Source organism: Paenibacillus puldeungensis (assembly GCF_042678945.1).
GTDB lineage: Bacteria > Bacillota > Bacilli > Paenibacillales > Paenibacillaceae > Fontibacillus > Fontibacillus puldeungensis.
In genome coordinates this window covers 25,446-49,287 of sequence record NZ_JBHTLM010000017.1, presented here as the reverse complement: position 1 = coordinate 49,287, position 23,842 = coordinate 25,446, and the positions used below count along the sequence as shown (strand labels likewise).

Annotated in this window: 24 protein-coding genes and 1 riboswitch; of the genes, 22 read left to right on the top strand and 2 right to left on the bottom strand. The window is 47.8% G+C overall.

Translation table 11 applies throughout. The features are described from left to right. The first annotated feature begins 7 nt into the window (after nucleotides 1–7). From ACFQ3W_RS19625 to ACFQ3W_RS19580, 10 genes are all read left to right on the top strand, one after another. Nucleotides 8–424: a DUF350 domain-containing protein gene (locus tag ACFQ3W_RS19625; RefSeq protein WP_379320930.1), complete on the top strand. Its 417-nt coding sequence runs from the start codon at nucleotides 8–10 to the stop codon at nucleotides 422–424. Nucleotides 425–546: 122 nt separating this feature from the next. Continuing rightward, the gene (locus ACFQ3W_RS19620) at nucleotides 547–1,134 is read left to right on the top strand and encodes a hypothetical protein (RefSeq protein WP_379320929.1); all 588 of its coding nucleotides are present in this window, start codon (nucleotides 547–549) and stop codon (nucleotides 1,132–1,134) included. Nucleotides 1,135–1,739: 605 nt separating this feature from the next. Continuing rightward, nucleotides 1,740–2,945: an MFS transporter gene (locus tag ACFQ3W_RS19615; RefSeq protein WP_379320928.1), complete on the top strand. Its 1,206-nt coding sequence runs from the start codon at nucleotides 1,740–1,742 to the stop codon at nucleotides 2,943–2,945. 186 nt (nucleotides 2,946–3,131) lie between these two features. Continuing rightward, nucleotides 3,132–3,632 (top strand): Lrp/AsnC family transcriptional regulator, encoded by a 501-nt coding sequence (locus ACFQ3W_RS19610; protein WP_379320927.1) that lies wholly within the window; start codon nucleotides 3,132–3,134, stop codon nucleotides 3,630–3,632. A 13-nt stretch (nucleotides 3,633–3,645) separates the two neighbouring features. Next, entirely contained in the window at nucleotides 3,646–4,854 is a 1,209-nt protein-coding gene (locus ACFQ3W_RS19605) for an aminotransferase class I/II-fold pyridoxal phosphate-dependent enzyme (RefSeq protein WP_379320926.1), read from the top strand. Nucleotides 4,855–4,980: 126 nt separating this feature from the next. Further along, entirely contained in the window at nucleotides 4,981–5,250 is a 270-nt protein-coding gene (locus ACFQ3W_RS19600) for an aspartyl-phosphate phosphatase Spo0E family protein (RefSeq protein WP_379320925.1), read from the top strand. Between the two features lie 161 nt (nucleotides 5,251–5,411). Continuing rightward, on the top strand, nucleotides 5,412–5,981 hold the full coding sequence (locus tag ACFQ3W_RS19595; protein ID WP_379320924.1) for a cob(I)yrinic acid a,c-diamide adenosyltransferase: 570 nt from the start codon (nucleotides 5,412–5,414) through the stop codon (nucleotides 5,979–5,981). Next, nucleotides 5,978–6,937, top strand: coding sequence for an RluA family pseudouridine synthase (locus ACFQ3W_RS19590; RefSeq protein ID WP_379320923.1), 960 nt, complete (start codon nucleotides 5,978–5,980; stop codon nucleotides 6,935–6,937). The genes ACFQ3W_RS19595 and ACFQ3W_RS19590 overlap by 4 nt, the downstream gene beginning before the upstream one ends. 30 nt (nucleotides 6,938–6,967) lie before the next feature. Next, a complete protein-coding gene (locus ACFQ3W_RS19585; protein WP_379320922.1) occupies nucleotides 6,968–7,330 on the top strand; it encodes an arsenate reductase family protein in 363 nt (120 codons plus the stop codon). A gap of 34 nt (nucleotides 7,331–7,364) precedes the next feature. After that, entirely contained in the window at nucleotides 7,365–8,252 is an 888-nt protein-coding gene (locus ACFQ3W_RS19580; RefSeq protein WP_379320921.1) for a 5'-3' exonuclease, read from the top strand. Nucleotides 8,253–8,279: 27 nt separating this feature from the next. On the opposite strand, the gene ACFQ3W_RS19575 is transcribed toward ACFQ3W_RS19580, so the two are convergent. Then, nucleotides 8,280–8,582 carry a DUF3055 domain-containing protein gene (locus ACFQ3W_RS19575; protein ID WP_379320920.1) on the bottom strand — a complete coding sequence of 101 codons (303 nt, stop codon included), beginning with the start codon at nucleotides 8,580–8,582 and terminating at the stop codon, nucleotides 8,280–8,282. A 232-nt stretch (nucleotides 8,583–8,814) separates the two neighbouring features. On the opposite strand from ACFQ3W_RS19575, the gene ACFQ3W_RS19570 reads away from it, so the two are divergent. Next, complete coding sequence (locus tag ACFQ3W_RS19570) at nucleotides 8,815–9,819, top strand: HRDC domain-containing protein (protein WP_379320919.1); 1,005 nt, start codon at nucleotides 8,815–8,817, stop codon at nucleotides 9,817–9,819. 98 nt (nucleotides 9,820–9,917) lie between these two features. On the opposite strand, the gene corA is transcribed toward ACFQ3W_RS19570, so the two are convergent. Beyond that, nucleotides 9,918–10,853, bottom strand: a complete 936-nt coding sequence (corA, locus tag ACFQ3W_RS19565; RefSeq protein WP_379320987.1) for a magnesium/cobalt transporter CorA — start codon at nucleotides 10,851–10,853, stop codon at nucleotides 9,918–9,920. 483 nt (nucleotides 10,854–11,336) lie between these two features. After that, a riboswitch (SAM riboswitch) is annotated at nucleotides 11,337–11,465 on the top strand. Nucleotides 11,466–11,581: 116 nt separating this feature from the next. Between corA and metA the strand changes: the two genes are divergently transcribed. The 11 genes from metA (at nucleotide 11,582) to ACFQ3W_RS19510 (ending at nucleotide 23,790) form a co-directional block, all read left to right on the top strand. Continuing rightward, nucleotides 11,582–12,517, top strand: coding sequence for a homoserine O-acetyltransferase MetA (gene metA / locus ACFQ3W_RS19560; RefSeq protein ID WP_379320918.1), 936 nt, complete (start codon nucleotides 11,582–11,584; stop codon nucleotides 12,515–12,517). Nucleotides 12,518–12,534: 17 nt separating this feature from the next. Further along, nucleotides 12,535–13,782 carry a PLP-dependent transferase gene (locus ACFQ3W_RS19555; RefSeq protein ID WP_379320917.1) on the top strand — a complete coding sequence of 416 codons (1,248 nt, stop codon included), beginning with the start codon at nucleotides 12,535–12,537 and terminating at the stop codon, nucleotides 13,780–13,782. Continuing rightward, nucleotides 13,772–14,941, top strand: coding sequence for a trans-sulfuration enzyme family protein (locus ACFQ3W_RS19550; protein ID WP_379320916.1), 1,170 nt, complete (start codon nucleotides 13,772–13,774; stop codon nucleotides 14,939–14,941). The genes ACFQ3W_RS19555 and ACFQ3W_RS19550 overlap by 11 nt, the downstream gene beginning before the upstream one ends. A gap of 488 nt (nucleotides 14,942–15,429) precedes the next feature. Continuing rightward, nucleotides 15,430–16,566 carry a cyclic dehypoxanthinyl futalosine synthase gene (gene mqnC, locus ACFQ3W_RS19545; RefSeq protein WP_379320915.1) on the top strand — a complete coding sequence of 379 codons (1,137 nt, stop codon included), beginning with the start codon at nucleotides 15,430–15,432 and terminating at the stop codon, nucleotides 16,564–16,566. 108 nt (nucleotides 16,567–16,674) lie between these two features. Further along, entirely contained in the window at nucleotides 16,675–17,577 is a 903-nt protein-coding gene (locus ACFQ3W_RS19540) for a putative sporulation protein YtxC (RefSeq protein WP_379320914.1), read from the top strand. Between the two features lie 403 nt (nucleotides 17,578–17,980). After that, nucleotides 17,981–19,918 (top strand): threonine--tRNA ligase, encoded by a 1,938-nt coding sequence (gene thrS / locus ACFQ3W_RS19535; protein ID WP_379320913.1) that lies wholly within the window; start codon nucleotides 17,981–17,983, stop codon nucleotides 19,916–19,918. A gap of 63 nt (nucleotides 19,919–19,981) precedes the next feature. After that, the gene (locus tag ACFQ3W_RS19530) at nucleotides 19,982–20,662 is read left to right on the top strand and encodes a 3D domain-containing protein (RefSeq protein WP_379320912.1); all 681 of its coding nucleotides are present in this window, start codon (nucleotides 19,982–19,984) and stop codon (nucleotides 20,660–20,662) included. 130 nt (nucleotides 20,663–20,792) lie between these two features. Then, on the top strand, nucleotides 20,793–20,957 hold the full coding sequence (locus ACFQ3W_RS19525) for a hypothetical protein (RefSeq protein ID WP_379320911.1): 165 nt from the start codon (nucleotides 20,793–20,795) through the stop codon (nucleotides 20,955–20,957). A 173-nt stretch (nucleotides 20,958–21,130) separates the two neighbouring features. Beyond that, complete coding sequence (gene liaF, locus ACFQ3W_RS19520) at nucleotides 21,131–22,087, top strand: cell wall-active antibiotics response protein LiaF (RefSeq protein WP_379320910.1); 957 nt, start codon at nucleotides 21,131–21,133, stop codon at nucleotides 22,085–22,087. Between the two features lie 4 nt (nucleotides 22,088–22,091). Then, nucleotides 22,092–23,165 carry a histidine kinase gene (locus ACFQ3W_RS19515; RefSeq protein WP_379320909.1) on the top strand — a complete coding sequence of 358 codons (1,074 nt, stop codon included), beginning with the start codon at nucleotides 22,092–22,094 and terminating at the stop codon, nucleotides 23,163–23,165. Beyond that, nucleotides 23,131–23,790, top strand: coding sequence for a response regulator (locus ACFQ3W_RS19510; protein WP_379320908.1), 660 nt, complete (start codon nucleotides 23,131–23,133; stop codon nucleotides 23,788–23,790). Before ACFQ3W_RS19515 ends, ACFQ3W_RS19510 begins: the two co-directional genes overlap by 35 nt. Nucleotides 23,791–23,842: the final 52 nt, after the last annotated feature.

Genomic DNA, 23,842 nt, shown 5'->3' with positions numbered 1-23,842 from the left:
GACGCTTTTGAAAGAGAACATTGATCCGCTGCTTCAGCAGCCGTTTGGATTAATGATCGGTTACTTTTCCGTAGCCGTATTGGAGTTGATCGTGTTTCTTTCCTTTTTTGAAAGACTGGCAAAATATCGCTGCTGGCACGAGATCAAACGTGGGAATATGGCTGCTTCGCTTGCAACCGGAGGGAAAATTTTCGGGCTGTGTAATATTATCCGTTTCGCGGCCAAGCAGCCTTCCATATATGACTTTATGATTTGGTCCGCAGTTGGAGCCGTACTTCTCTTTGCGGCGTATCTGCTATTTCAGTTCCTAACACCGGTTTTTCATCTTGATCAGGAAATCGCCTCCGGCAATACGAGTGTTGGCTTTATTTCTATGGCGGTTTCCGTATCGGTGTCCTTTTTAATCGGAGCTTGTGTAGGTTAGGGGGGATCGCAAAGGTGAAAAACTTAGTCAGAGTTTTGTTTGTTGCAGCCATGCTGTTCTTTGCGGCTGGAATTATTTATTTATGGAATGTTTAAATTGAGGCAATGAAAGGACGAAGTGGGATGGAAACGACAATTTGCCCATGGTGCCAAACCGAAATTGTATGGGATGAAGAGCTGGGCCCTGAGGAAGAGTGCCCTTACTGCCATAATGAATTGAAGGGATATCGGACACTCAGCATTTCGCTCGGCGGCGAAGAAGAGCTGGAGGATGAAGAGGATGACCACGCTCATCATCATCACGATCATGAAGATGGTGAAGACTACCATAACCTGTACTGGGATGAAGAAGACGATGGGCAGCAGCATATGGATGCCATTCGACGCGTAGAAGCATTTACATCAGGAGGTGGCGATCTCCTAAAATATGAGACTGGGATCGAAAAACTGCTGGATGTTCAGGAAGAGGTTCCTGAGTGTCCTCACTGCCGTGAATACATGATTTATGCCGGAAAGCAGTCGCTTAATCTCGATAGCTTCGAGGCTAACATTCCAGAGGGGCAAACTCAGCCGCTGCTTAAGGAATCTGCTCAGCTTAACGTGTACGTATGCTCAGCTTGTTTCCATGTTAGCCGCTTCCTGTCGGAGGAAGACCGTATTTCTCTAATCCGAACAGTCAGCGGCGATGATAAAGAAGAATCGAATAAATAATGCCAACCCTGAAATTTTTACCAATAGGGCTTACTCTTACGATAAAACTTACCCTTACCGTTGGGACTTACAAACTAAATGTATTTTCTACAGTTAAATCCCGCCTATTTGGAACCTTTGAGCATTTAAATGCAGAAAGTGCAGCTAAAATCAGCAAAACGAACTTGCCAAGGCAAATTGCATCATTTTAGATGTACGAAATGCAACTAAAATTCCAAAAACTCCAGTTTATATGGAAATAGATGCATAAAATACATCTACTGGCGGATGGTGAGAGGCGAGAAGGAAAAGGATGCGACCAAGAGTAAAACTGCAACTAGCCCGCGGTCGATCTCCCCTGAAAGTACGCCTAATAGATCGGTGAGATTTTAAAAAAACTGCAGGGAGCAAGGAGTAGAACAGAAGAGGGAATGGGTATGGGGTGGAAAGTTTAACGGCGGGTAACCCCATACCCATCCCCCCCAATGTAGAAGTCTAAGCTAACTAAAAGGCGCCGTTAGGCGCTTTTTTTATTAAGCTTTATGTTAATGATTTATGCTTGTCATGCTTCCTTCATTTTTGGGTATCTTACAGGAGTAGCGAAAGATGCCTGGAGGAACGAAATTATGAGCAGACACTTAAAATCTCAATCCATATTGTTACTGGCCGTTAATGGGCTGTTCGTGCTCGCCGGGGCTTTGTCGGGAACATTTCTGAACGTGTACATCTGGAAGGTGAGTCAAAATTTTACGCTGATTGGATGGTTTACATTTTGTCAGCAGCTCGCGCTTGGCTTAACATTTTGGATTACGGGCAAGTGGGTAAAGGAACGGGACAAGATGATATTTTTACGTCTCGGCATCGTCGTCTCCAGTCTGTTTTATTTGTTTGTGCTATGGGCAGGCAAGCATACCGTCGATTATATTTGGCCGCTGGGATTGCTGTTCGGCGCTGGTTCCGGGCTTTTTTGGCTCGCCTTTAACGTGGTTTACTTTGAAGTTACGGATATGGATAATCGGGATCGTTTCAATGGCTGGGTCGGCATATTAGGGTCAATCATCGGCATATTTGGTCCTTGGATTTCCGGGTGGTTGATCTCTGTGAAACATGGCGATACAGGGTATCGCCTTATTTTTATCCTTGCCTTGATTGTATACGGGATAGCCGTTCTGCTTAGCTTTTGGCTAAAGAAACGAGAGCATGGTGGCCCATATTCGTGGCTTGAACCGGTAAAAAAACTGCACAAAGGTAGCCCGTGGCGTCAAGTCGCACCATCTTCGGCTGCTCATGGGTTGCGCGAAGGCGTGTTTTCTTTTCTCATCAATTTACTCATTTACATCAGTACACAGGCGGAGTGGCGAATAGGTCAATTCTCGCTGATCACTTCACTCGTTTCGCTCGTAAGCTTCTGGGCGGTCGGCAAATGGCTGCGGCTAAACTTTCGGTACTACGGCATGCTGATCGGTGCGATTCTGATCACGATAGTTATCGGACCGCTCGTGTTGTGGAAGGTGAACTACATGACATTGATGGTTTTTGGAATCGGGACATCATTATTTTTGCCGCTGTATTTGATTCCTGTGACATCATCGGTATTTGATTTAATCGGTAATAGCAAAGAAAGCGTCGAGAAACGAGTCGAGCTGATTGTTCTTCGGGAGCTAAGTATTACCGTCGGTCGTCTTGCGGGGACACTTTTATTTATAGTTGTATATTCGATGTATCCACATATGCGCACGATCACCTGGCTTATGCTGGGGGTTGGAGCTGCCCCGGTGCTTAGCTGGTTTGCGCTTCGAAAATGGCTGAAAAGAGGCGTGAAGGCAGCGTAGCTATCAGTTGGCAATTACATATTCTAGCTGCAAAATCAACGACCGTCCACTTCAAGAAGCTTACCTGGAATGGACGGTTTTTCTATGCAGATGCCTCAATTTCATGTATTATAGGTATTAAATTTAAATTCCGAAGGTCACCGATTGTCGGACGGTGCATCGGAAGCCATCGCTGGAGGATGAGGGATGAAACAATTAAGCGAATTGAAGCTGAAAGTGCTGGACCTTCTAAAAGAGGATGCCCGCCGGGATGCGAACTTGCTGGCGACACTGCTGGGTGTAACTCCTGAGGAAGTGGCGGAAGCAATTGCTGAATTGGAGCAGGATCATGTGATCGTGAAATATGCTACCGTTATCAATTCCAGTAAGTTGGATGACGAGAAAGTAACAGCATTAATCGAAGTGCAAATTACTCCTGAGCGGGGACGTGGCTTTGAAGCGATTGCAGAGCGCGTATATCTGTTTCCTCAGGTGAAGTCCGTTTATCTAATGTCCGGCGCATATGATTTGCTGGTCGAGGTAGAAGGGCGCAACTTGAAAGAAGTGGCAAGTTTTGTATCCGACAAATTGTCCACGCTTGAATCGGTTTTGTCGACCAAGACGCATTTCATTCTCAAAAAATACAAGCAGGACGGCGTCATTTTCGAAGATCCCGAAGAGGACCGTCGCCTGATGATATCTCCGTAAAGGAAGTAATGGTATGAGCATTCATTCTGAGCAGGCTGAACAGTCAGGAAAAACGATGAATTCGTATTTGGCTCCAAGGGTCAGAGAAATACAGCCCTCGGGGATACGCCGTTTTTTTGATCTGGCTAACGGGAGCAAGGATATTATTACCCTAGGTGTAGGCGAACCGGATTTTATAACGCCATGGCATGTTCGCGAGGCCTGTGTATATTCCCTCGAACGAGGGTATACAAGCTATACGTCCAATGCGGGAACGCCCGAGCTGAGGGAAGCCATAGCCGAGTATTTATACAACAGCTGCGATGTGAAATATAATCCGAAGGACGAAATTATCGTGACGGTAGGCGGAAGCGAAGCCATTGACCTCGCTTTGCGAGCACTTATCGAACCGGGCGACGAAATTCTTCTTCCTGTACCTTGCTATATTTCCTATTCCCCGATCACTGCTATCGGTGGAGGCGTCCCAGTCGAAGTAGAGACCTATGCGCGAGATAATTTCAAGCTGAAGGCGGAGCATCTAATAAGTAAGATCACACCGAAATCAAAGGTGCTCATTCTCAATTACCCCAGCAACCCTACCGGGGGAATTATGAGTTATGAGGATTGGCTTCCGATCGCAAAAGTGGTCGAAGAGAACGATCTGATCGTCATTTCTGACGAAATTTACTCCGAGCTGACTTATGATCAAAAGCATGTCAGCTTTGCATCGATTCCAGGCATGAAGGACCGGACCATCCTTGTCAATGGGTTTTCCAAAGCATTTGCAATGACAGGATGGCGGATGGGATATGCTTGCGGACATCCGGATTTAATTTACGCCATGCTGAAAATTCACCAATATACGGTCATGTGCGCTCCGGTAATGGGACAAGTGGCTGCTCTGGAAGCCTTGAAGAATGGCCTGGAGGAAAAGAACCACATGGTGGAATCTTATAACCAGCGGCGTAGATTGGTCGTTCAAGGATTGAGGGACATCGGTCTGTCCTGCCATGAACCACAGGGCGCTTTTTATGCTTTTCCAAGCATCGAATCGACCGGACTATCCTCTGATGAATTTGCTCAGCGTTTACTCCTTGAGGCAAAAGTGGCGGCTGTTCCCGGCAACGTATTCGGGGCTGGCGGTGAGGGCTTTCTTCGCTGCTCGTATGCTACGGGGGTCAACCAACTGAATGAAGCGCTGCACCGAATGGGGCAGTTTATTCATAAATTAAAACAAGAATAATTGTGTCCCTGAGAAGAAATGGGGCTAATTAACAATTCTTTCATTTTTTAATTGATCATTGTCCACCTGACATGGTATAATTTGATTTTGGAAGGAAGGTTTTAGTTTCTCAGGGAGGGATTTCATTTGGGCTGTGGTGAATACAACCTGCCATTCGAAATGACAGGCATGATGATCGCTGAAGGCAATAAATCAAATCAATGGTTGGGCGGAGAGAATCGGGCGAGTTCACCACAATCAGCAACATTGGAGGACGAGATCCATCAGCTTCGCAGCAAGATGGAGAAGATTTTTTTGCAGGAGAAATCCTTTACTTCAGATATCGTCATCGAGATCAGCAGTTTGCTGGATCTGAAAATTAATGAATTTATGAAAACTCACCAGAAGAACAGATAACGAGCCATAACGTGATAATGGAAGGGGATCCTCCGGGATCTCCTTTTTTGCCGTATTTTGTAGGGCGTTATCCGGCGGGAGCATGCCCAGATACGTCAAACTTTATGGTAATATGGTACTTAGACGCTTTTTGAGCAGTTCAAGAGATAGGAGGAATAGGTGTGCCTATTTATACGCGTACTGGTGATCAGGGACAAACCTCGGTTATTGGAGGCAGAGTATATAAAGACGATGAACGGGTGGAGGCTTACGGTACCATAGATGAACTAAACAGCTTCGTCGGGCAGGCAACGAGTCTAGCGAGTACGGCCATATTCGATGATTTGCGGGAGCAATTGCTGCAAATTATGCAGGAGCTGTTTGACTGTGGTTCTGATTTGGCTTATGTCAAGCTGTCCGAAAGCAAGTACAAAGTAACACCTGAGCTAGGTGAGCGTTTGGAAGCTTGGATTGACCGGTATGAGTCGGAAAACCCACCTTTGGAAAGATTTATACTGCCTGGTGGCACCCCGCTTGCCTCGGCACTGCATATTTGCCGAACCGTTTGCCGCCGCGCGGAGCGCCGTGCGATCACATTAAGCCGCAAAACAGAAGTCAATCAGGATGTTGTTAAATATTTAAACCGCCTATCTGACTATTTCTTTGCGGTTGCACGTACAGCAAATAAACGCCTGCAGGTACCGGACGTTGAATACGTGCGCAGCGGGAAGGTGTTTGGCGAAAAGTCATGACTGATTATTATGATCCGATTGAATATATAGTCACCGAGCGAGAAGAAGGCTGGCCGGTAAAAAATGTGCTGCAGCGTCGTCTGGGTGTGTCTCGCAAGCTGATGTCGAGAATTAAGCTGACGGAGCGGGGGGTTCATCTAAATGGGGAGAGGGTATTCATCAGTGTACCTGTCCGAGCAGGAGATACGGTTTCCATATCTTTAGAGAAAGAAACCTCAACCGATATTTTGCCGCAGCCGTTACCGTTTGACATTGTATACGAAGATGAGGCGCTTTTGATTGTCAATAAAGCCGCCGGAGTGATCGTCCATCCGACCCACGGCCATTACACCGGGACATTAGCCAACGGTGTTGTACATTACTGGCAGGAGAAGGGAGAGCAATTTCGCTTTCGGCCGGTGCATCGGCTGGATCAGGAAACGAGCGGCTTGATCGCGATCGCTAAAAACGCGTATGTACACCAGCATATCTCCGAGCAGCTTATCGCCGGGCAGGTGACAAAAAAATACACCGCTCTGGTCCACGGCTGCCCCGAGCCGGCCGAAGGCAGAATAGACGGTCCCATCGACCGTGACCCGGCAGAGCCGCATCGACGGATCGTTACGGATACGGGGTATCCGTCTCACACCTTTTACAAGGTGGTAGATTGCATGAAGGCAGGTTCCAGGGTTGAGCTGCAGCTTGGTACGGGGCGAACGCATCAGATTCGCGTCCACATGACCTCGATCGGCCATCCGCTCATTGGCGATAAAATGTACCGAATGCCGGGGCTGGAGACGATGGAAGAGGATAAACGTACGGCGGTAATGGCTTGGGATGAAGCCATTAGCAGACAAGCGCTTCATGCGTCCGAGCTGGGATTCACCCATCCGCTTTCCGGGGAACGGCTCACGTTTACGGCCCCAATGCCCGAAGACATGCAAACGCTGCATGATAAGTTGAAAAAATGTCAGTAGATTAGCCATACCAAGGAGGTTTCACATAATATGAGTGAGCTTACCGTATATCACTACCCGCAATGCGGCACCTGCCGCAAGGCGATTAAGGCTTTGCAGGCTGCAGGGCATGAGCTTGATTTGCGAAATATTAAGGAGACGCCGCCTACAGCGGGGGAATTATCTCAGTTCATCGATCGAAGCGGGCTGGAACTGAAGAAATTTTTTAACACAAGTGGCGAGGTTTATAAAGGAATGGGCTTAAAGGACAAGCTGCCCGATATGTCGCGGGAGGAGCAAATTAAACTCTTGGCTTCAAATGGAATGCTCATCAAACGCCCGATCGTGACGAACGGAGAGTCTGTTACCGTAGGGTATAAAGAGGATCAATTTGAGCAAGCCTGGGGTAAATAATCGTATTTTTTTGTAGAAAGGTGTGTAAGGCGCTGTGAATTTCGTACAAAATAGTAAACCCAGCATTTTGTTGGTAGACGGCATGGCCTTGATGTTTAGAGCTTACTATGCCTCCGCTGTTACGGGCTACATTCGTCGTACAAAAGCGGGTGTTCCTACGAATGCCGTGTACGGCTTTATGCGGTATTTCTGGGATGCCGTGCAAAAGTTCGGCCCTACGCATATCGCTTGCTGCTGGGATTTGGGCAGCAAGACGTTTCGGACCGAGCAGTTTGCGGCTTATAAGGGGAACCGTTCGGATGCACCGGATGATCTTATTCCGCAGTTTTCCCTTATTCGTGACGTGATGGACAGCTTGAGTATTCCGAATGTCAGTTCCCCAGGATATGAGGCGGATGATTGCATCGGTTCGCTTGCTGCGCGCTTTGGGAAAGAGATGGATGTCCTGATCCTAACAGGGGATCACGATATGCTTCAGCTGGTTACCGAGCGGACGAGCGTCATCATTATGAAAAAGGGGCATGGTAATTACATGGTTTATACTCCAGATTCATTGCTGGAGGAGAAGTGTCTAACACCAGGACAAATTGTTGACCTCAAGGGGCTGATGGGCGATACGAGCGACAATTATCCAGGGGTTCGGGGGATTGGAGAGAAAACGGCACTGAAGCTGGTGCAGGAATATGGCTCCGTCGAAGGGATTTTAGCCAATCTGGACCAGTTGTCCAAATCGGTACGCGCAAAAATTGAAGCCGATTTGGACATGCTGCATTTATCCCGCCAGCTGGCAGAAATCCGCTGCGATGTGGAACTAGACTGCACTGAGAATTCCTGCCGCTTTGAGCTGAACCCAGCGCTCGTCGTTTCAAAATTCGAAGAATTGGAAATGGCAAGCGTCAGCTCCTGGTTGGGCGTAGTATAAGCTTTTGTTTTTGGTTATCTGAGAGGATCAATCTGTAAAATAAGCTTCACCGACAACCTGGTTCAAAAAGGTTCTGAGCTCTTCGCCTTCTTCTTCATTTAGGCTGTAGATCTGCTCTAGATACCCCTCCTCTTCCAAATCATCGGTGCCCAAAATGGCGGTTTTTCCGTTTTGCAAATCGGTTACTAGCTTTTTTCCATAGAAGCGGTCCGTGGTTGTAACGGCTAGATCAAATCGCTTTAGCGAGCCGCCGATAAATGTCACAAATCGGGTAGAGGTACTTTCCGTGCTATCAGACAAGAAATCTAATTCTTTATGATGGTCAACCATTATGATGGCCTCCTTGTTATTGGATATCTTTAGTCATTATACCGGAAAAGCGGAGATGATGGGTAAATGAAAATCTGCATTGACAGTGTGGGAAAACATGGTATGATTAGGAATAACAGTATACGTTTGGAGGAAGCACCTCTCTTGCGAACATCGTAAGAGGGGTGCTTTTTTGCGTTTCAGAGGAAACATCTCCCTGCGTAGGCTGGAGATCAAAGGAGGCGAAAGAAAAATGCGAATCGTGTTTTTGAACAGCTTGGAGAAGAAAGGACCAGAGTCCATGATGAAAGGGGCGCAAATCTGGATCGGGGAAGAAGAAGGACAGTGGCGTATGGGCTGGAATGAGTTGATTGCGGAGGGACAGCAGGAGGAGTTGTGGTACGAAGGAGGTTCCTGGTCGGAGATGCTTCACGTATATAGACATCGTCTGGCGATTAAGTTAGGGGAAGGGTTTAGGCCTGTGATGGAAGGCATTTGGGATGAGAAGGAGGATCTGACCGGTCGCGGCATGGCTGGGCAGAAGCTCATCTGTTACAGTGAAATGAACGGGAACGAACCTTTATACGGCGAACTATGCGCTTGGCGCAGACGTAAAGCAGCGGCTGATCGAAAAGCCCCGTATATGATCGCCAGCAACCGACTGCTGCGGATGATCAGTGTTTTTCTGCCTAAAACGGTAGAGGAGCTGATGCAGCTTCCCGGCGTAGGCGAGAATAAGGCGTCTGAGTATGGCGCGGAGCTGCTGGAAATAACCCAGCCGGCAGAGCGGCTCAGAGAGTTTCCTCTGGATTGGGTTAACCGTGAAATCGACAACGAGACGTTCCGTTCATGGCTTTACAAACAAAAAGAAGCGAAGTTTCGTGCCGAAATGGAGAAATTCAGCATTCGCCGTTCGGTGCTCGAGTCGTTAGCTGAGGGCTTAAATGTATCGGACATATGTACCCGGGCAGGAATTGAGCGCAGGGAGGCGGTAGAGTTTCTTGAAACGCTTGAGAGGGAAGGATACGATACCGATCCTTTGGTAAGCTCGGAGCTGCAGGAGATGCCGGAAGCAGAGCAAACCGCCGTTTGGCAGGCTTATGAGGAGCTTGGAGATCATCTTTTAAAGCCGGTGCTGCAAAAGGTATACGGGATTGAGGTGGCGGAAGCCGGAAATTTGGACGTGCTGTACGAACGGCTTCGGCTAATACGCATTCGCTACCGCAGACATCAGGATGTGGCTCAGAGTGCTAGCTAAACTAGTTTAGCTAAGAAAAAAACGCCAGCCTGGCTGCGAACTCCCGTGTTCTCGAAAGTTCACAGCCCGGTTGGCGTCTTGTGTTTACAGCAAAAGTTTCATATCCAGTCCCGCTTGCGGAACAAATAATACATGCCGGCACCTAGTACACCCATAATGCCGAGAACAATAAAATACCCATATTTTGAATGCAGTTCAGGCATATTGTCGAAGTTCATGCCGTAGATCCCTGTGATTAAGGTTAGCGGTATAAAAATAGTTGTGATAGCCGTAAATACGCGCATGATCTCGTTCGCCCGGTTGGCGATCGCCGATTGATAAGCTTCTCGTAAGTTGCCCATCAACTCGCGGAAAGTATCAAAGTTTTCCGAAATTTTAACTGCATTTTCATAAATATCGCTGAAGTATTTTTGCAGCTGATCGTCGATCAGGCGTAAGTCTTTTTTATTCAAAATATTTATAACTTCCTTTTGCGGACCCAAAACCTTCTTGAGCCACAAAATTTCGCTTCGCAGACCGATGATTTCATTCAAATGCGAGCGTTTCGTATGCATCAGGATGTCTTCTTCAAGCTTTTCGATTTTGACTTCGATTCGGTCGCCAACCGTAAAGTAATTGTCGACGACAAGGTCGATCAGCAGATAGAGGAACCGGTCGGGTTCATTGACCTCCTGTTCCCACAAAATGGGCTTCACGGCGCGCAGTTCGTTGATTTTCTGCTTGGTAACGGTAATCATATAATGCCGTCCTAAAAAAATGTTCAATGACCGCAGAAAAATTTCCTCATCGTCATATCGAATGCTATTGACCACGATAAAATAATGGTTATCGTACGTTTCGATCTTAGGACGTTGCTCCTCCTCGGTTAAGCAATCCTCAACGGCCAAATCATGCAGCGAAAAAAGCGGCTGCAGCTCGGCAAGATCTTCCACGTCCGCGTCGATCCAGTAGAAGCCTTCCTCCGGCGCGGTGGTAGTCAGTTCCAAATCCTCAATAGCTGTAAATACGCCGGCTTTAACGTGACGGATCTTCATCTCTTTCACTCCCTTTCCCCTGGCTTTTGCCAGGGTTATGCTCTTGTTATGAGCACAGGAAAGAGACCAGCTGTTTTTAGCACACCTGAACAAGGCGTTTTATGAAAACACCGCGAAACGAAGGGCCCTGCTTCGATCCGCAAGTGCCGTGGCTGATCGTTTTCCTATGCGATTGTAAATCTTCGGTTGTCCTCTGCGGACTCGGGTCGCCTTCCATTTCTCGGTTTCACCTCACTGTAAAAGGGTTAATTATGGAACAATTGATGGCGTCTTTGACCTAAAGGCCTTTCAGCACTTGTCTAGTATAACGCCACCGCATGAAATGTTTCAACCCAAAAGTATAGTATGGTGCAACCGAGAAACAGGTACCTGAAAATAATGATTTTGCAGATCGGTTCTTGACGTAAGCATTCCGATCCATTAAAGTGATTTCAAGGAGTTTTTGAGTTGTTAAATGACTCCCAAACAATTAAATAAAGCGAAATCTTATCAAGAGCAGGTGGAGGGACTAGCCCGATGATACCCGGCAACCGGCGATTTTATATCGCAGCGGTGCTAATTCTTGCAGATCCGTATAAGACTCATGCTTAAACGGGTTCTGAGAGATGAGAGAGGCGCATTCAGGAATAATTGACGACCTTTCTCCACGTGAGAGAGGTCTTTCTTGTTATCGCCAGCTTTCAACCGATATGATTTCACCTCATTTTGACGAAGGAGTGAAACCGATTATGCCGATTAAAGTACCAGATCACCTACCAGCCAAAGAAGTGCTCACGAACGAGAACATTTTCGTAATGGACGAAAGTCGGGCTTATCATCAGGATATCCGACCTTTGCGAATTGCAATCCTGAACCTGATGCCGACAAAAGAAACGACGGAATCGCAAATATTGCGTTTACTTGGGAATACTCCCCTGCAAATCGAAATCGTGCTGCTGCATCCGATCTCCCATACCTCGAAAAATACGTCCGCGGAGCATTTGGAAATGTTCTATAAAACGTTTGGCGAGATCAAAAATCTCTGGTTTGACGGCATGATCGTTACGGGAGCCCCGGTGGAGCAGCTTGAATTTGAAGAAGTGAATTACTGGGAAGAGCTTAAAGAAATTTTTGAATGGAGCAAAACCCACGTCACATCGACGATGCATATTTGCTGGGCTTCCCAGGCAGGCCTCTATTACCACTATGGCGTTCGTAAAGTGCATCTTCCGAAAAAATGCTTCGGGGTGTTCTCGCACGTCGTCAACAACCCGCGTGTTAAATTAGTCCGCGGCTTTGACGAAGTGTTTCAGGTGCCGCATTCCCGGCATACCGATGTGCGGCGGGACGATATCGAGCGGATGCCTGAACTGGAAATTTTGGCGGAATCCGAAGATGCCGGTGTATACCTCGTGGCAAGCAAAAACGGGAAGCAGATTTTTGTTACCGGACATTCCGAATACGATCCGGATTCCCTGAAATGGGAGTATGAACGCGATGTGGCTAAAGGACTTGAGATGGCTCTGCCACAAAACTATTTTCCGAATAATGACCCTATGCGAGCTCCACGATCGACTTGGCGAGGCCATGCAAACTTATTATTTTCCAATTGGCTAAACTACTATGTGTATCAAGAAACTCCGTACGACATCGACCAATTAGCTGAATTTGTTTACGAGATCTAATATTGGAGGGACGACAGATGGGGGAACAGAAGGAGCAAAGCAAGAACAACGGTAACTGTAACTGTAAGGACAACTGTAAAGAAAACCATTGGCGTATCGAATCCGTTTTGGCGCAAATCGGTTCGGTAGAGGATCCGGTCACTGGGGCCGTGAATTATCCAATCTATCAAGCGACCGCGTTTCGGCATCCTCGGCTTGGGCAAAGTACCGGATTCGATTATGCCAGAACGAAAAGCCCGACCCGTAAAGTACTTGAAGACGCGGCAGCTACCTTAGAATCAGGGGATGCAGGGTTTGCCTGCAGCTCCGGGATGGCCGCGCTGCAAACCGTATTTACTTTATTTGGGCAAGGTGACCATTTGATCGTATCGCTGGATTTGTATGGGGGAACGTACCGTTTGCTGGAGCGTATTATGTCGAAATTCGGGGTAACCGCTTCGTACGTGGATACAAATGATTTAGATGCGCTGGAGAGCGTGCGCAAGCCGAACACGAAAGCGTTGTTTATCGAAACGCCGACCAATCCGCTAATGATGGTTACCGACATTGAGGCCGTATCCGGGTGGGCGCGCAGACATGGCTTGCTGACCATTGTGGACAATACACTGCTTACACCGTATTTCCAGCGACCGCTTGAGCTCGGAGCTGACATTGTGGTACATAGCGCCACCAAATATTTGGGCGGACATAACGATGTGCTGGCCGGGTTAATCGTCACGAAAGGTGAAGTGTTATCTAAAGAGGTCGGCATTCTGCATAATTCCATCGGGGCCGTGCTTAGTCCGAGCGACTCGTATCAGCTGATGCGCGGGATGAAGACGTTGGCTCTCCGCATGGAGCGCCATCAGAGCAATGCGCTTGCCATCGCTAAATATTTGCAGCAGCATCCGCAGGTGGCTGAGGTGTTTTATCCGGGGCTGGAGGATCATCCGGGGTACGCTACACAAAACAAACAATCGAGCGGAAATACAGGCATATTCTCCTTCAAGGTGACGGATGCCCGCTACGTTGAGCCGGTACTTCGCAATCTACGGCTGATCGCATTTGCCGAAAGCTTGGGCGGAGTAGAATCTCTGATGACTTACCCAGCCGTACAAACGCACGCCGATATTCCTGCGGAAATTCGTGAGGCGGTGGGCGTCGATGATCGTTTGCTTCGGTTCTCGGTAGGCATTGAGCATGTGGACGATTTGATTGCTGATTTGAGCTGGGCGCTGGAAGCAGCACGTCAGGAAGTTGAAGGAGGAGAAGGACATGCCGAATAAAGATCATGGACGCAGCGAGAAGAAGTTTGAGACAAAGCTGATTCATTTTGGCGGTGAGGTAGATCGTGCCACGGGAGCGTCCAGTGTGCCGATTTACCAAGCATCGACATTCCATCATTACGATATTTTTAACCCACCGAAGCATGACTACAGCCGCTCGGGCAATCCGACACGGGAGGCGCTCGAGGAGTACATTGCTGTTCTTGAGGGTGGTACACAGGGCTTTGCGTTTTCCAGCGGGATGTCGGCTATTTCGACTACGTTCATGCTGCTGTCGGCTGGCGATCACATTATCGTGACGGAGGATGTATACGGCGGTACATACCGGCTGCTGACCACGATTATGAGCCGGATGAACATCGAAACAACATTCGTTGATATGACGAAACCGGAGCAGGTAAAGGCCGCGCTTAAGCCTAACACCAGAGCGGTTTATATGGAAACACCATCCAACCCGACACTAAAAATTACTGATATTGCGGACATATCTGCCTGGGCGCATGAACACGGACTACTTAGCATCGTAGATAATACGTTTATGACTCCTTACTACCAGCGCCCGATCGAGCTTGGAGCAGACATTGTACTGCATAGCGCTACCAAGTTCCTTAGCGGCCATAGCGACGTGCTTGCCGGCCTTGCGGTTGCTGGCAATGATGAAGTTGGTCGGCAACTGAAATATTTGCAAAACGGACTTGGTACCGTGCTTGGTGCGCAGGAATCCTGGCTGCTCATGCGTGGTATGAAGACGCTGGGTGCCCGTATGGCGCACAGCGAGATCAGCGCGCGCAAGCTTGCGGATTGGCTGGATGAGCGCAGCGATATTGATGCTGTCTATTATCCCGGCCTGCCGGATCATCCCGGTAGGGAGGTGCAGGAGAAGCAGTCAACCGGATACGGGGCGGTCGTATCATTCGACGTCGGCTCCGAGGACCGGGCGAAGCGGTTGCTCAGCGAGGTTAAGCTTCCACTTGTCGCCGTCAGCCTTGGCGCAGTCGAAAGCATCCTCTCTTATCCGGCGATGATGTCGCACGCCTCAATGCCGAAGGAGGTTCGCGCTGAGCGGGGGATAACGGGCGGTCTGCTGCGCTTCTCTGTCGGCCTTGAAGATATCGGCGACCTGATCGCCGATTTGGACCAAGCCCTGAAGCGGAGCTGAATAAGCTGCAGCTGAATGAGGCCGTGTGGTGCTCTGTATATCCCACGATCTTCGCTCTAACGAATCCAATAGACGCTATTTGGGACAAGAGGGTCCATTTTGAAATCTAACGAACCCAGGCGAGCTTATTTGCTCATTTTGCACCGGTCTAGCGGCCAAATCGGCCAAATAAGCGCTAATAGATTCGTTAGGTTTTCAAAAGTTACGTTTTTGCCCAAATAGCGCTTATTCAGTTCGTTAGGCAGCCGTTAGCAGGAGCATATCAGGAACAGGTTCGAGTCAGTTTTTATGAAGCCTGCCCGAGTACCTGCGATAGTTCCAGATGAGTTTTAGCGACTAGGCAGAGGCAGTACTTGCAATACCAGCTCAAGCATCCGATCCTGTGATCGGGTGCTGTTTTTCTGCCCATGATTATGTTACGATGGGGCTAGAACTCTAAAATTTTCAACATTATTTCTATCATTTCTTAGTTTCAAGGAGGCAGTGAAATGGCTGCGATCAACGATATATTAGATAAGGCGCTCCGTGGCGAACGCCTGGACTTGAATGATACCATCAAGCTTTACGAGTCTGATGAAGTGGAGAAAATGGGGCATGTCGCCAACATTTTGATGGAGCGGAAGCACCCGGAACCGATTACGACCTTCGTGATTGGGCGCAACGTGAATTATACGAACATCTGTGATGTCTATTGCCGGTTTTGTGCGTTTTACAGACGACCCGGCTCTGAGGAAGGTTATGTTCTGCCGGATGAAGCTATTTTCCAAAAAATTCAGGAAACGATCGATGTAGGCGGAACGGAAATTTTGATGCAAGGCGGGACGAACCCGAATTTACCTTTTAGCTACTACATCAATCTGCTCAAGGCGATTAAGCAGCGTTTCCCTAATATTACGATGCACTCCTTCTCACCGGCAGAAATTATGAAAATGAAAGAAGTATCGGACGGCCTAAGCTTAGAGGAAGTGCTTCGCCAAATCCACGAAGCCGGTCTTGATTCGCTGCCAGGTGGCGGAGCTGAAATTTTGGATGATCGTACTCGCCAGAAAATCAGCCGACTTAAAGGCTCCTGGAGAGACTGGATGGACGTCATGCAGACAGCCCATAAAATCGGTATGAACACAACTGCAACGATGGTCATCGGGTTCGGCGAATCGCTCGAGGAGCGGGCACTCCATTTGCTGCGCGTTCGGGAGGCCCAGGATGAATGCATTCAAAATGGCTATCCTTCGGAAGGCTTCCTTGCCTTTATCCCTTGGACGTTCCAACCGGACAATACGAACCTGAAGCAGGAGAGACAAACTCCGGAATCTTACCTGAAAACGGTGGCGATCAGCCGGATCGTGCTCGACAACATCAAGAACCTGCAATCCTCATGGGTTACGATGGGGCCTGAGGTTGGCAAGCTATCACTGCAATATGGCTGCAACGATTTCGGCAGCACGATGATTGAGGAGAATGTCGTGTCCTCAGCGGGTGCAACATACAAGGTCAATATTGAGTCAATATTGAAAATTATTCGTGAGGCGGGAAAAATTCCGGCTCAACGTAATACCAAATATGAAATTTTGCGCATGTTTGACGAGAGAAGCACCATTGAGCGCGACTTTATCATGCAAAATTAAAGACTGAAGCCTGCTGGAAAAGCTGGCTTTCATTCCATGGACCGTTCCCGTATATCCGCATCCCTCCCACCATATACTTGGAGAAGGAAGCGGAAGGGGGCTAGGTTCATGGATTTTTTTACAATTCGTTTCAAAACGGATGATGCCGAGTCGGAGAACCAATTTGTCAAATATTTGCATGAAGCTATTAGCAGCTTACATATCGAGCAGCCACACATCCAGACCAGCGGGGCGCCGGACGGGATGGTGGATGGTGTGATCGGTTTATCGGATATAGTTGGTCTGGATACACGTAAACAACAAATTGATCTTTTGTCGTTTGGGCTAGCTAGATTTGTTGTAGATGTTAAGGAGGAGAAGCTGATTCAGCGCATCATGAGCCGGGAATACCGCTGGTCTTCGGCTGAAGAGCAGGAGCAGGTTGCCGGGATTTGCCGTAACATGCTCTCTGGCTCAGACAATTACGATACCTCCTCAGTCAGAAAAGAACGAATTTCGCTGATATATGAAGCACTAAGGGAATACTTGCAAAATTCTCGCTCTATTCATCTGGATGGATTTCTTGCTTTTCGAGTAAAAGGGTATGAGGCGCTACTGCGGGAGACGATTGATTTCGCCGTGGACGAGTATTTGCTTGACAAGCAGTATGAAGAATTTATTAGTTTGCTTCAGTATTTTGTGTATTTTCAAGAACCGCTTACCCCACTTGTCCATTTAATGCATAAGCAAGGCCATGAATTTGCTATTTTGAACGAGCAATATACGCCGGTTAACACCTCGTCCAGCGGAGTGGTAGCCCGGATTGCCGATCAAGAAATGGAAATGGAGGATGTCATCGTCAGTACGCTGATTTCCCTTTCACCGGACCGTATTTTGATTCACACCCTTGATCCAAGAGCGCAGGTGATCGAGACCATCCGCCGTATTTTCGGTGAGCGGGTTGAAATATGCCTGCTTTGTCCGCACTGCAAATCTTTTCACAGGCAGGTTCGGCATTTGGAGCAGCGGTGACGAAGATACTCAAGCTGAGCACTTTCTTGACGATCTCTGGCAATAGCATTATAATAATTTTCGAGTAAAAAGCATCGACAAAGACATGAATCGAAAATGTCGGATCGTCCAGAGAGAGGGAACAGCGGCTGAAATTCCCTTCGTTTCCGGTTTTGGTTTACCCCTTTGTAGCTGCATTCCCTAACCCGAGGAAGGCTTTCGTTAGCCAAGGCGGCATTAAGGAATGCCGGTTCATTGCCGTTACACAATGCCGAATAAGGGTTGCACCTCGCTTGTTTGTTAAGCGAAGCAGCCGAATGAGGGTGGAACCACGGGTATATTACGCTCGTCCCTTTCCGGGACGGGCGTTTTTTTGTTGTCCGCCTCCGGTGACCAAACATTCCAAATCAGGGAGGAAAAAACGGTGGCAGTATCAATTTCTTTGCCGGACGGTTCGGTTCGGGAGTATGTGGAAGGAAGTACTTTAGAGGACGTAGCTGGTTCAATTAGCAGCGGTCTTCGTAAAAATGCACTTGCCGGAAAAATCAATGGTGCAGCAGTAGACCTGAATTCCAAGTTGGTAGATGGGGCTGCAGTAGAAATTATTACGGCAGACTCTAAGGACGGGCTCGAAATCATGCGTCACAGCAGCGCCCACCTTATGGCTCAGGCGGTTAAACGCCTTTTTGGAAACAAAGAAGTTAAACTCGGGATTGGACCGGTTATCGAAGACGGCTTCTACTATGACATGGATCTTGAGCAACCGCTTAATCCAGAGGATCTGCAAAAAATTGAAAAAGAGATGGAACGCATTATTGGTGAAAATTTACCGATTACCCGGCGTGAAGTGAGCCGTGATGAAGCGGTGGCAATTTTTACCGAACTGGGCGATCCATATAAGCTTGAATTGATCCGTGATCTTCCAGAGGACAGTGTCATCTCCATCTATGATCAAGGCGAATTTTTCGATCTTTGCCGTGGGCCGCATGTTCCTTCGACCGGTAAAATCAAGGTGTTCAAGCTGCTTAGCGTAGCCGGAGCTTACTGGCGCGGCAACAGCAATAACAAAATGCTGCAGCGCATTTATGGAACAGCATTTATGAAAAAGGCCGAGTTGGATGAACACTTACATTTCCTGGAAGAAGCGAAGAAGCGGGATCACCGTAAACTGGGGAAAGAGCTTAAGATCTTTACCTTTAACAATCTGGTTGGCCAAGGGCTGCCGATCTGGCTGCCACAAGGTGCAACAGTTCGCCGTACGCTTGAGCGGTATATCGTTGATATTGAAGAACGTTTAGGGTACCAACACGTATATACTCCGGTGCTCGGTAACGTGGACCTGTACAAAACGTCGGGTCACTGGGAGCACTATCAGGAAGATATGTTCCCGAAAATGACGATCGATACAGAAGAATTCGTACTCCGTCCGATGAACTGCCCACACCATATGATGGTGTACAAGAGCGAAATGAGAAGCTATCGGGATCTGCCGATTCGGATCGCTGAGCTCGGAATGCAGCACCGTTACGAAATGTCCGGGGCATTGACCGGTTTGCACCGCGTTCGTTCCATGACGCTTAATGATGCGCATATTTTCTGCCGTCTGGATCAAATTAAAAGCGAATTTACGCGAGTGCTTGATCTCATTAAGCAGGTATATAAAGATTTTGGCATCGATGAATACCGTTTCCGTTTGTCCTACCGCGATCCGGAAGATACGGAGAAATACTTCCAGAACGATGATATGTGGAATACCGCTCAGAGCATGCTTCGTGAAGTTGTAGAGGAAGCTGGTCTTCCGTTCTACGAAGCAGAAGGTGAAGCAGCCTTCTATGGTCCGAAGCTGGATGTACAAATTAAGACAGCTTTAGGCAAAGAAGAAACCCTCTCCACGATTCAAATTGACTTCCTGCTGCCGGAACGGTTTGAGCTTGAGTATGTCGGTGATGACGGAGCTAAACACCGCCCAGTCGTTCTGCATCGTGGGATTTTGGGCACAATGGAACGCTTCACTGCCTTCTTGCTGGAGAACTTTGCCGGTAATCTGCCGCTTTGGCTTGCACCGGTTCAAGTTAAAGTCATTCCAGTATCGGGTAACTTCGACGATTATGCACGAGAGGTTGAGGACAAACTACGTGCCGCCGGAATTCGTGTCGAAAGCGATCTTCGAAACGAGAAGCTGGGGTACAAAATCCGTGAAGCCCAGTTGGAAAAAGTGCCGTATATGTTTGTTGTAGGTGAAAATGAACAAAGCAGTGGTACGGTATCTGTCCGTAAACGGGGCGAGGGCGATCTTGGCGCGAAACCGCTTAGCGATATCACTGAACAGCTGCAATCCGACATTCGTAACCATATCATTTAAAATCAGACACGTATAAACTAAGGCGCATGTGGAAAACCTTCGGGATAAGGGGGAGGTTTTCTCATGCGCCAAATTGTTATCTGGCAAAGAATCCTGATCAGCTGTGTGCTCACCGCCTTGCTCACACTTACGTTAGCCTCGGAAGCGCCGACTCAAGCAAAATCGGGGTCGGTTCCATCGACGTTCCAGCAAATCCGTAAATCCTTCAATTGGCTGGGACTCAAATGGACCCATGATCGAATGGGGCTTATGCTGTGGCATAATAGACAAACGAACATAGCACCGGCTACAATAAAAACGGAAAGCGAACGGAAGAAGAAATCTGTAAAAACAGTCAAGGTTCTTGCAACCGGATATACAGCAGGCTACGAATCGACAGGTAAAAAGCCGAGTCACCCGCAATATGGCATCACTTACTCGGGAGTAAAGGTCCGCCGGGATAAAAATACAGTATCTACGATTGCTGCCGACCTGAAAGTATTTCCGATCGGTACGATTTTGTACATTCCGGGATACGGATATGGTGTGGTGGCTGACAAAGGATCGGCTATCAAAGGGAAGAAAATCGACTTGTATTTTGATACCACAAGACAGGTATTTAGGGAATGGGGTAAAAAGGAAGTTGAGGTGCAAATCGTCCGTAAAGGCGAGGGCAAGCTGACTGAAGCCATGCTTCGTGAATTAGGCAAAGCGATGGAAGTGAGCAAGGAAATCCCGGAAAACCTATGGGATACAGCGATATAGTTATCGGTATTTGGTTCGCATATTTTGCTTCTCTGTTTCGCATAATAAGCGATGTGGTCGTACGACAAACGACCTCATAGCTTCAGCGATATTGATTGCTGAGTTATGCAAAAGGGAGGTGAAATCATCCATGGCAGGTCAAAAAAGAGCAGCTTCTCCAGGTTATAAAACACCTAATGAGAAGTTCAATGAAGAGTTTGCTGAAGATAGCACTGCAACGGTTGCACAAAAAGCAAAAGCTTCCCGTAACGCTACTACTCCTGTGAGCAATGCAAGCCAAACCAACCAACCATAGTAAAGCGAAGTTAGAGGGCGTCCACAAGGGCGCTCTTTTTTCTGCAAAATAATGGATCTTACTCAGTCTCGAGACCGATACACGGTTCCATCCTGCGCCGCTGTTTAATGTGAAGCTGATGTTGTAAACTGACATTAATAAAGCTAGTGCTAAACCAAGTGGAGGTAAACATAATGAGAAACGGCGTATTCGGAAGACTTATCGGCGGAATGGTGCTGATTGGGATCGGCGGGGTGTTCCTGCTGAATCAGCTAGGAATTACTGACATCAGCATCGGCTATCTTTTTTCAACGTATTGGCCCGTGTTTCTGATTTTAGCGGGGCTGGCGAACTTGGCAAATGGGAACTGGCGTGGCGGAAGCTTTATCGGAAGCCTGATTTTGTTCTTGATCGGCGGTTATTTTCTTGCCCGTAATCTAGATATCATTTACCTGGAACCAGGGGATTTCTTCAAGTTCTTTATTCCAATCATTCTAATTAGCTGCGGTCTCTATGTTTTGTTCAAGCCGCATGGGCACAGACCACATTCGTGGCATTCGGAAAATGATTTAACACCGCCTACTCCTCCTATGGAGCCGCCGGTACCACCGACCTTTCACCCGGAAATGAAGTCGAATCTCGATGATATTTTTAATGATAAATTTAAGCAAAAAGGGGACTCGGACTTCGAAAAAAAAGCTAACCAGGAACGTCCTCATTTCACTGGTACGAATTATAAACACATGGAAGGCAATTTTGCAGCTTCGAGTGAAGTTATCAATAAATCGGGTTTTATCGGCGATGTTCATATCGGACAAGACTATTTTCAGCTAAAACCAATGAATATTTCACATTTTATCGGGGATACGGTCATTGATTTAACTAAGGCGCAAATTCCTTACGGTGAAACGAAGATCAATGTATCTTCCTTCATCGGTGATGTTAAAGTATTCATTCCGGAAGATATGGATGTAGGGATTGTAGCAACGTCAAGCTCTTTTATCGGGGATTTGAAGGTGTTGAAGCAGAAGGAAGGCGGATTTATGAGCAGCGTATCGGTCCAGTCCCCTTACTATGGTGAAGCTAATAAGAAAATTAAGCTGGTCGTCAGCGTATTCATCGGTGACGTCAAAGTGAATATGGTAGGTTAAATCGATGATCGTGCAACGAATTCTGAAAAATACGAAGTGGGAGCTATTGTTTTACTTTCTGCTCACCGGAAGCTTATCGGCGGTTGCCTTATATGTCGGCTCCATCACCGGGGTGATCAAGGTATGTGATCCCCGGGTGTGGATTTACGATATAACGGGGACCGTCGTTTTGACGCTCATTATTGGCTATATCGCCAGTCGGCGAATTCAAGGGAAAATCGATCTTTTGCATCTAAACATGCTGCAGGTGGCGAAAGGGAATTTATCCGTAAGGATGCCGGAAACGGCTGATCAGACATTTAACAACGTCTTCCGGGAATTCAACAATATGACGGATGCCGTAGAGAAAAAGATGCAGTTGCTGCAACAGCTAGGTGAACAGGAAGTTATAGAGAAGGAGCAGGCTTCGGAAAAGGCTGTATTGGAGGAACGAAGACGCCTTGCTCGCGATTTGCATGATACGGTAAGCCAGCAGCTGTTCGCTATACATATGTCGGCATCAGCGCTGCCGAAAGTACTGGAAACAAACGAAGAACAAGCTAAAACGGTACTCGATCAGCTTATTCATATGTCTAACATGGCTCAGAAACAAATGCGCGCGCTTATTGCCCAGCTTCGCCCGATGGAGCTCGTCGGTAAATCTTTGGCTCAAGGGCTTGACCAGTGGTTTCCGGATTACTGCAGACAGAACGGCCTAAAAGGGATAAAAGATGTAGATATCCAGGGCGACTTGTCTGAAGCAAAGGAACATCAGCTGTTTCTGATCATTCAAGAGGCGATCGCCAATATCGTCAAGCATGCCTGCGCAACGATGGTCAGTTTGTCACTGCGCGAGGGACCCCGTCAGGTTATGCTTAGCATCAGTGATGACGGGAAGGGCTTCAGCAGCACCTATCAGAAGCAAGGCTCCTATGGGCTCACGACGATGAGAGAAAGAGCCGAGAAGCTGGGGGGCCATGTCGAGATTATCAGTAAGCCGGGAGCGGGCACAACGATTCGCGTACATATTCCGAAATTTGAGGAGAGCAAGGAGGAAGCCGTGGATGAGCAGCAAAATCAAAGTCATGATCGTGGATGACCACGACATGGTACGGATGGGGCTAAAAACATATCTGATGCTGGATCCGGCCTTTGAGGTCATCGCCGAGGCGGGTGACGGTCAGGAGGCAATCAGCACCTTGGAGCAAGGAATTTCCGGGGGGCTGCCTGACATCATTTTAATGGATTTGATGATGCCTATTATGAATGGAGCAGAAGCGACAAAAGCCGTTCTGAGCCAGTATCCTAATATGAAAATCGTCATATTAACAAGTTTTCTCGAGGATGAGCTGGTCGTTCAGGCGATTGAGGCGGGAGCTGTCAGTTATGTGCTCAAAACCGTTTCAGCGGAGGAGCTGATATACGCACTGCAAGGAGCGTACCGTGGCATGCCGGTTATGACAGGCGATGTAGCCCAAGCATTAACTCGAGGATTACGGCAAAAAACTGTGCAAGGCGAAGATAACGGACTCACAGAACGTGAGAAGGAAGTGCTGCTTCTGATTGCGGAGGGTAAAACGAACAAGGATATCGCCGAGGAACTGCATATCAGTATCAAAACGGTTAAAACGCATGTCAGCAATTTACTTATGAAGTGCGAGCTAGATGACCGTACACAGCTGGCAATTTACGCGCATCGACAAGGCTGGGTCTCCCATTCCTAACACGCGTTTTGAAAAGTAGAGTTGGTTTGGCTTAGCCTTTATGGCGGAGTTA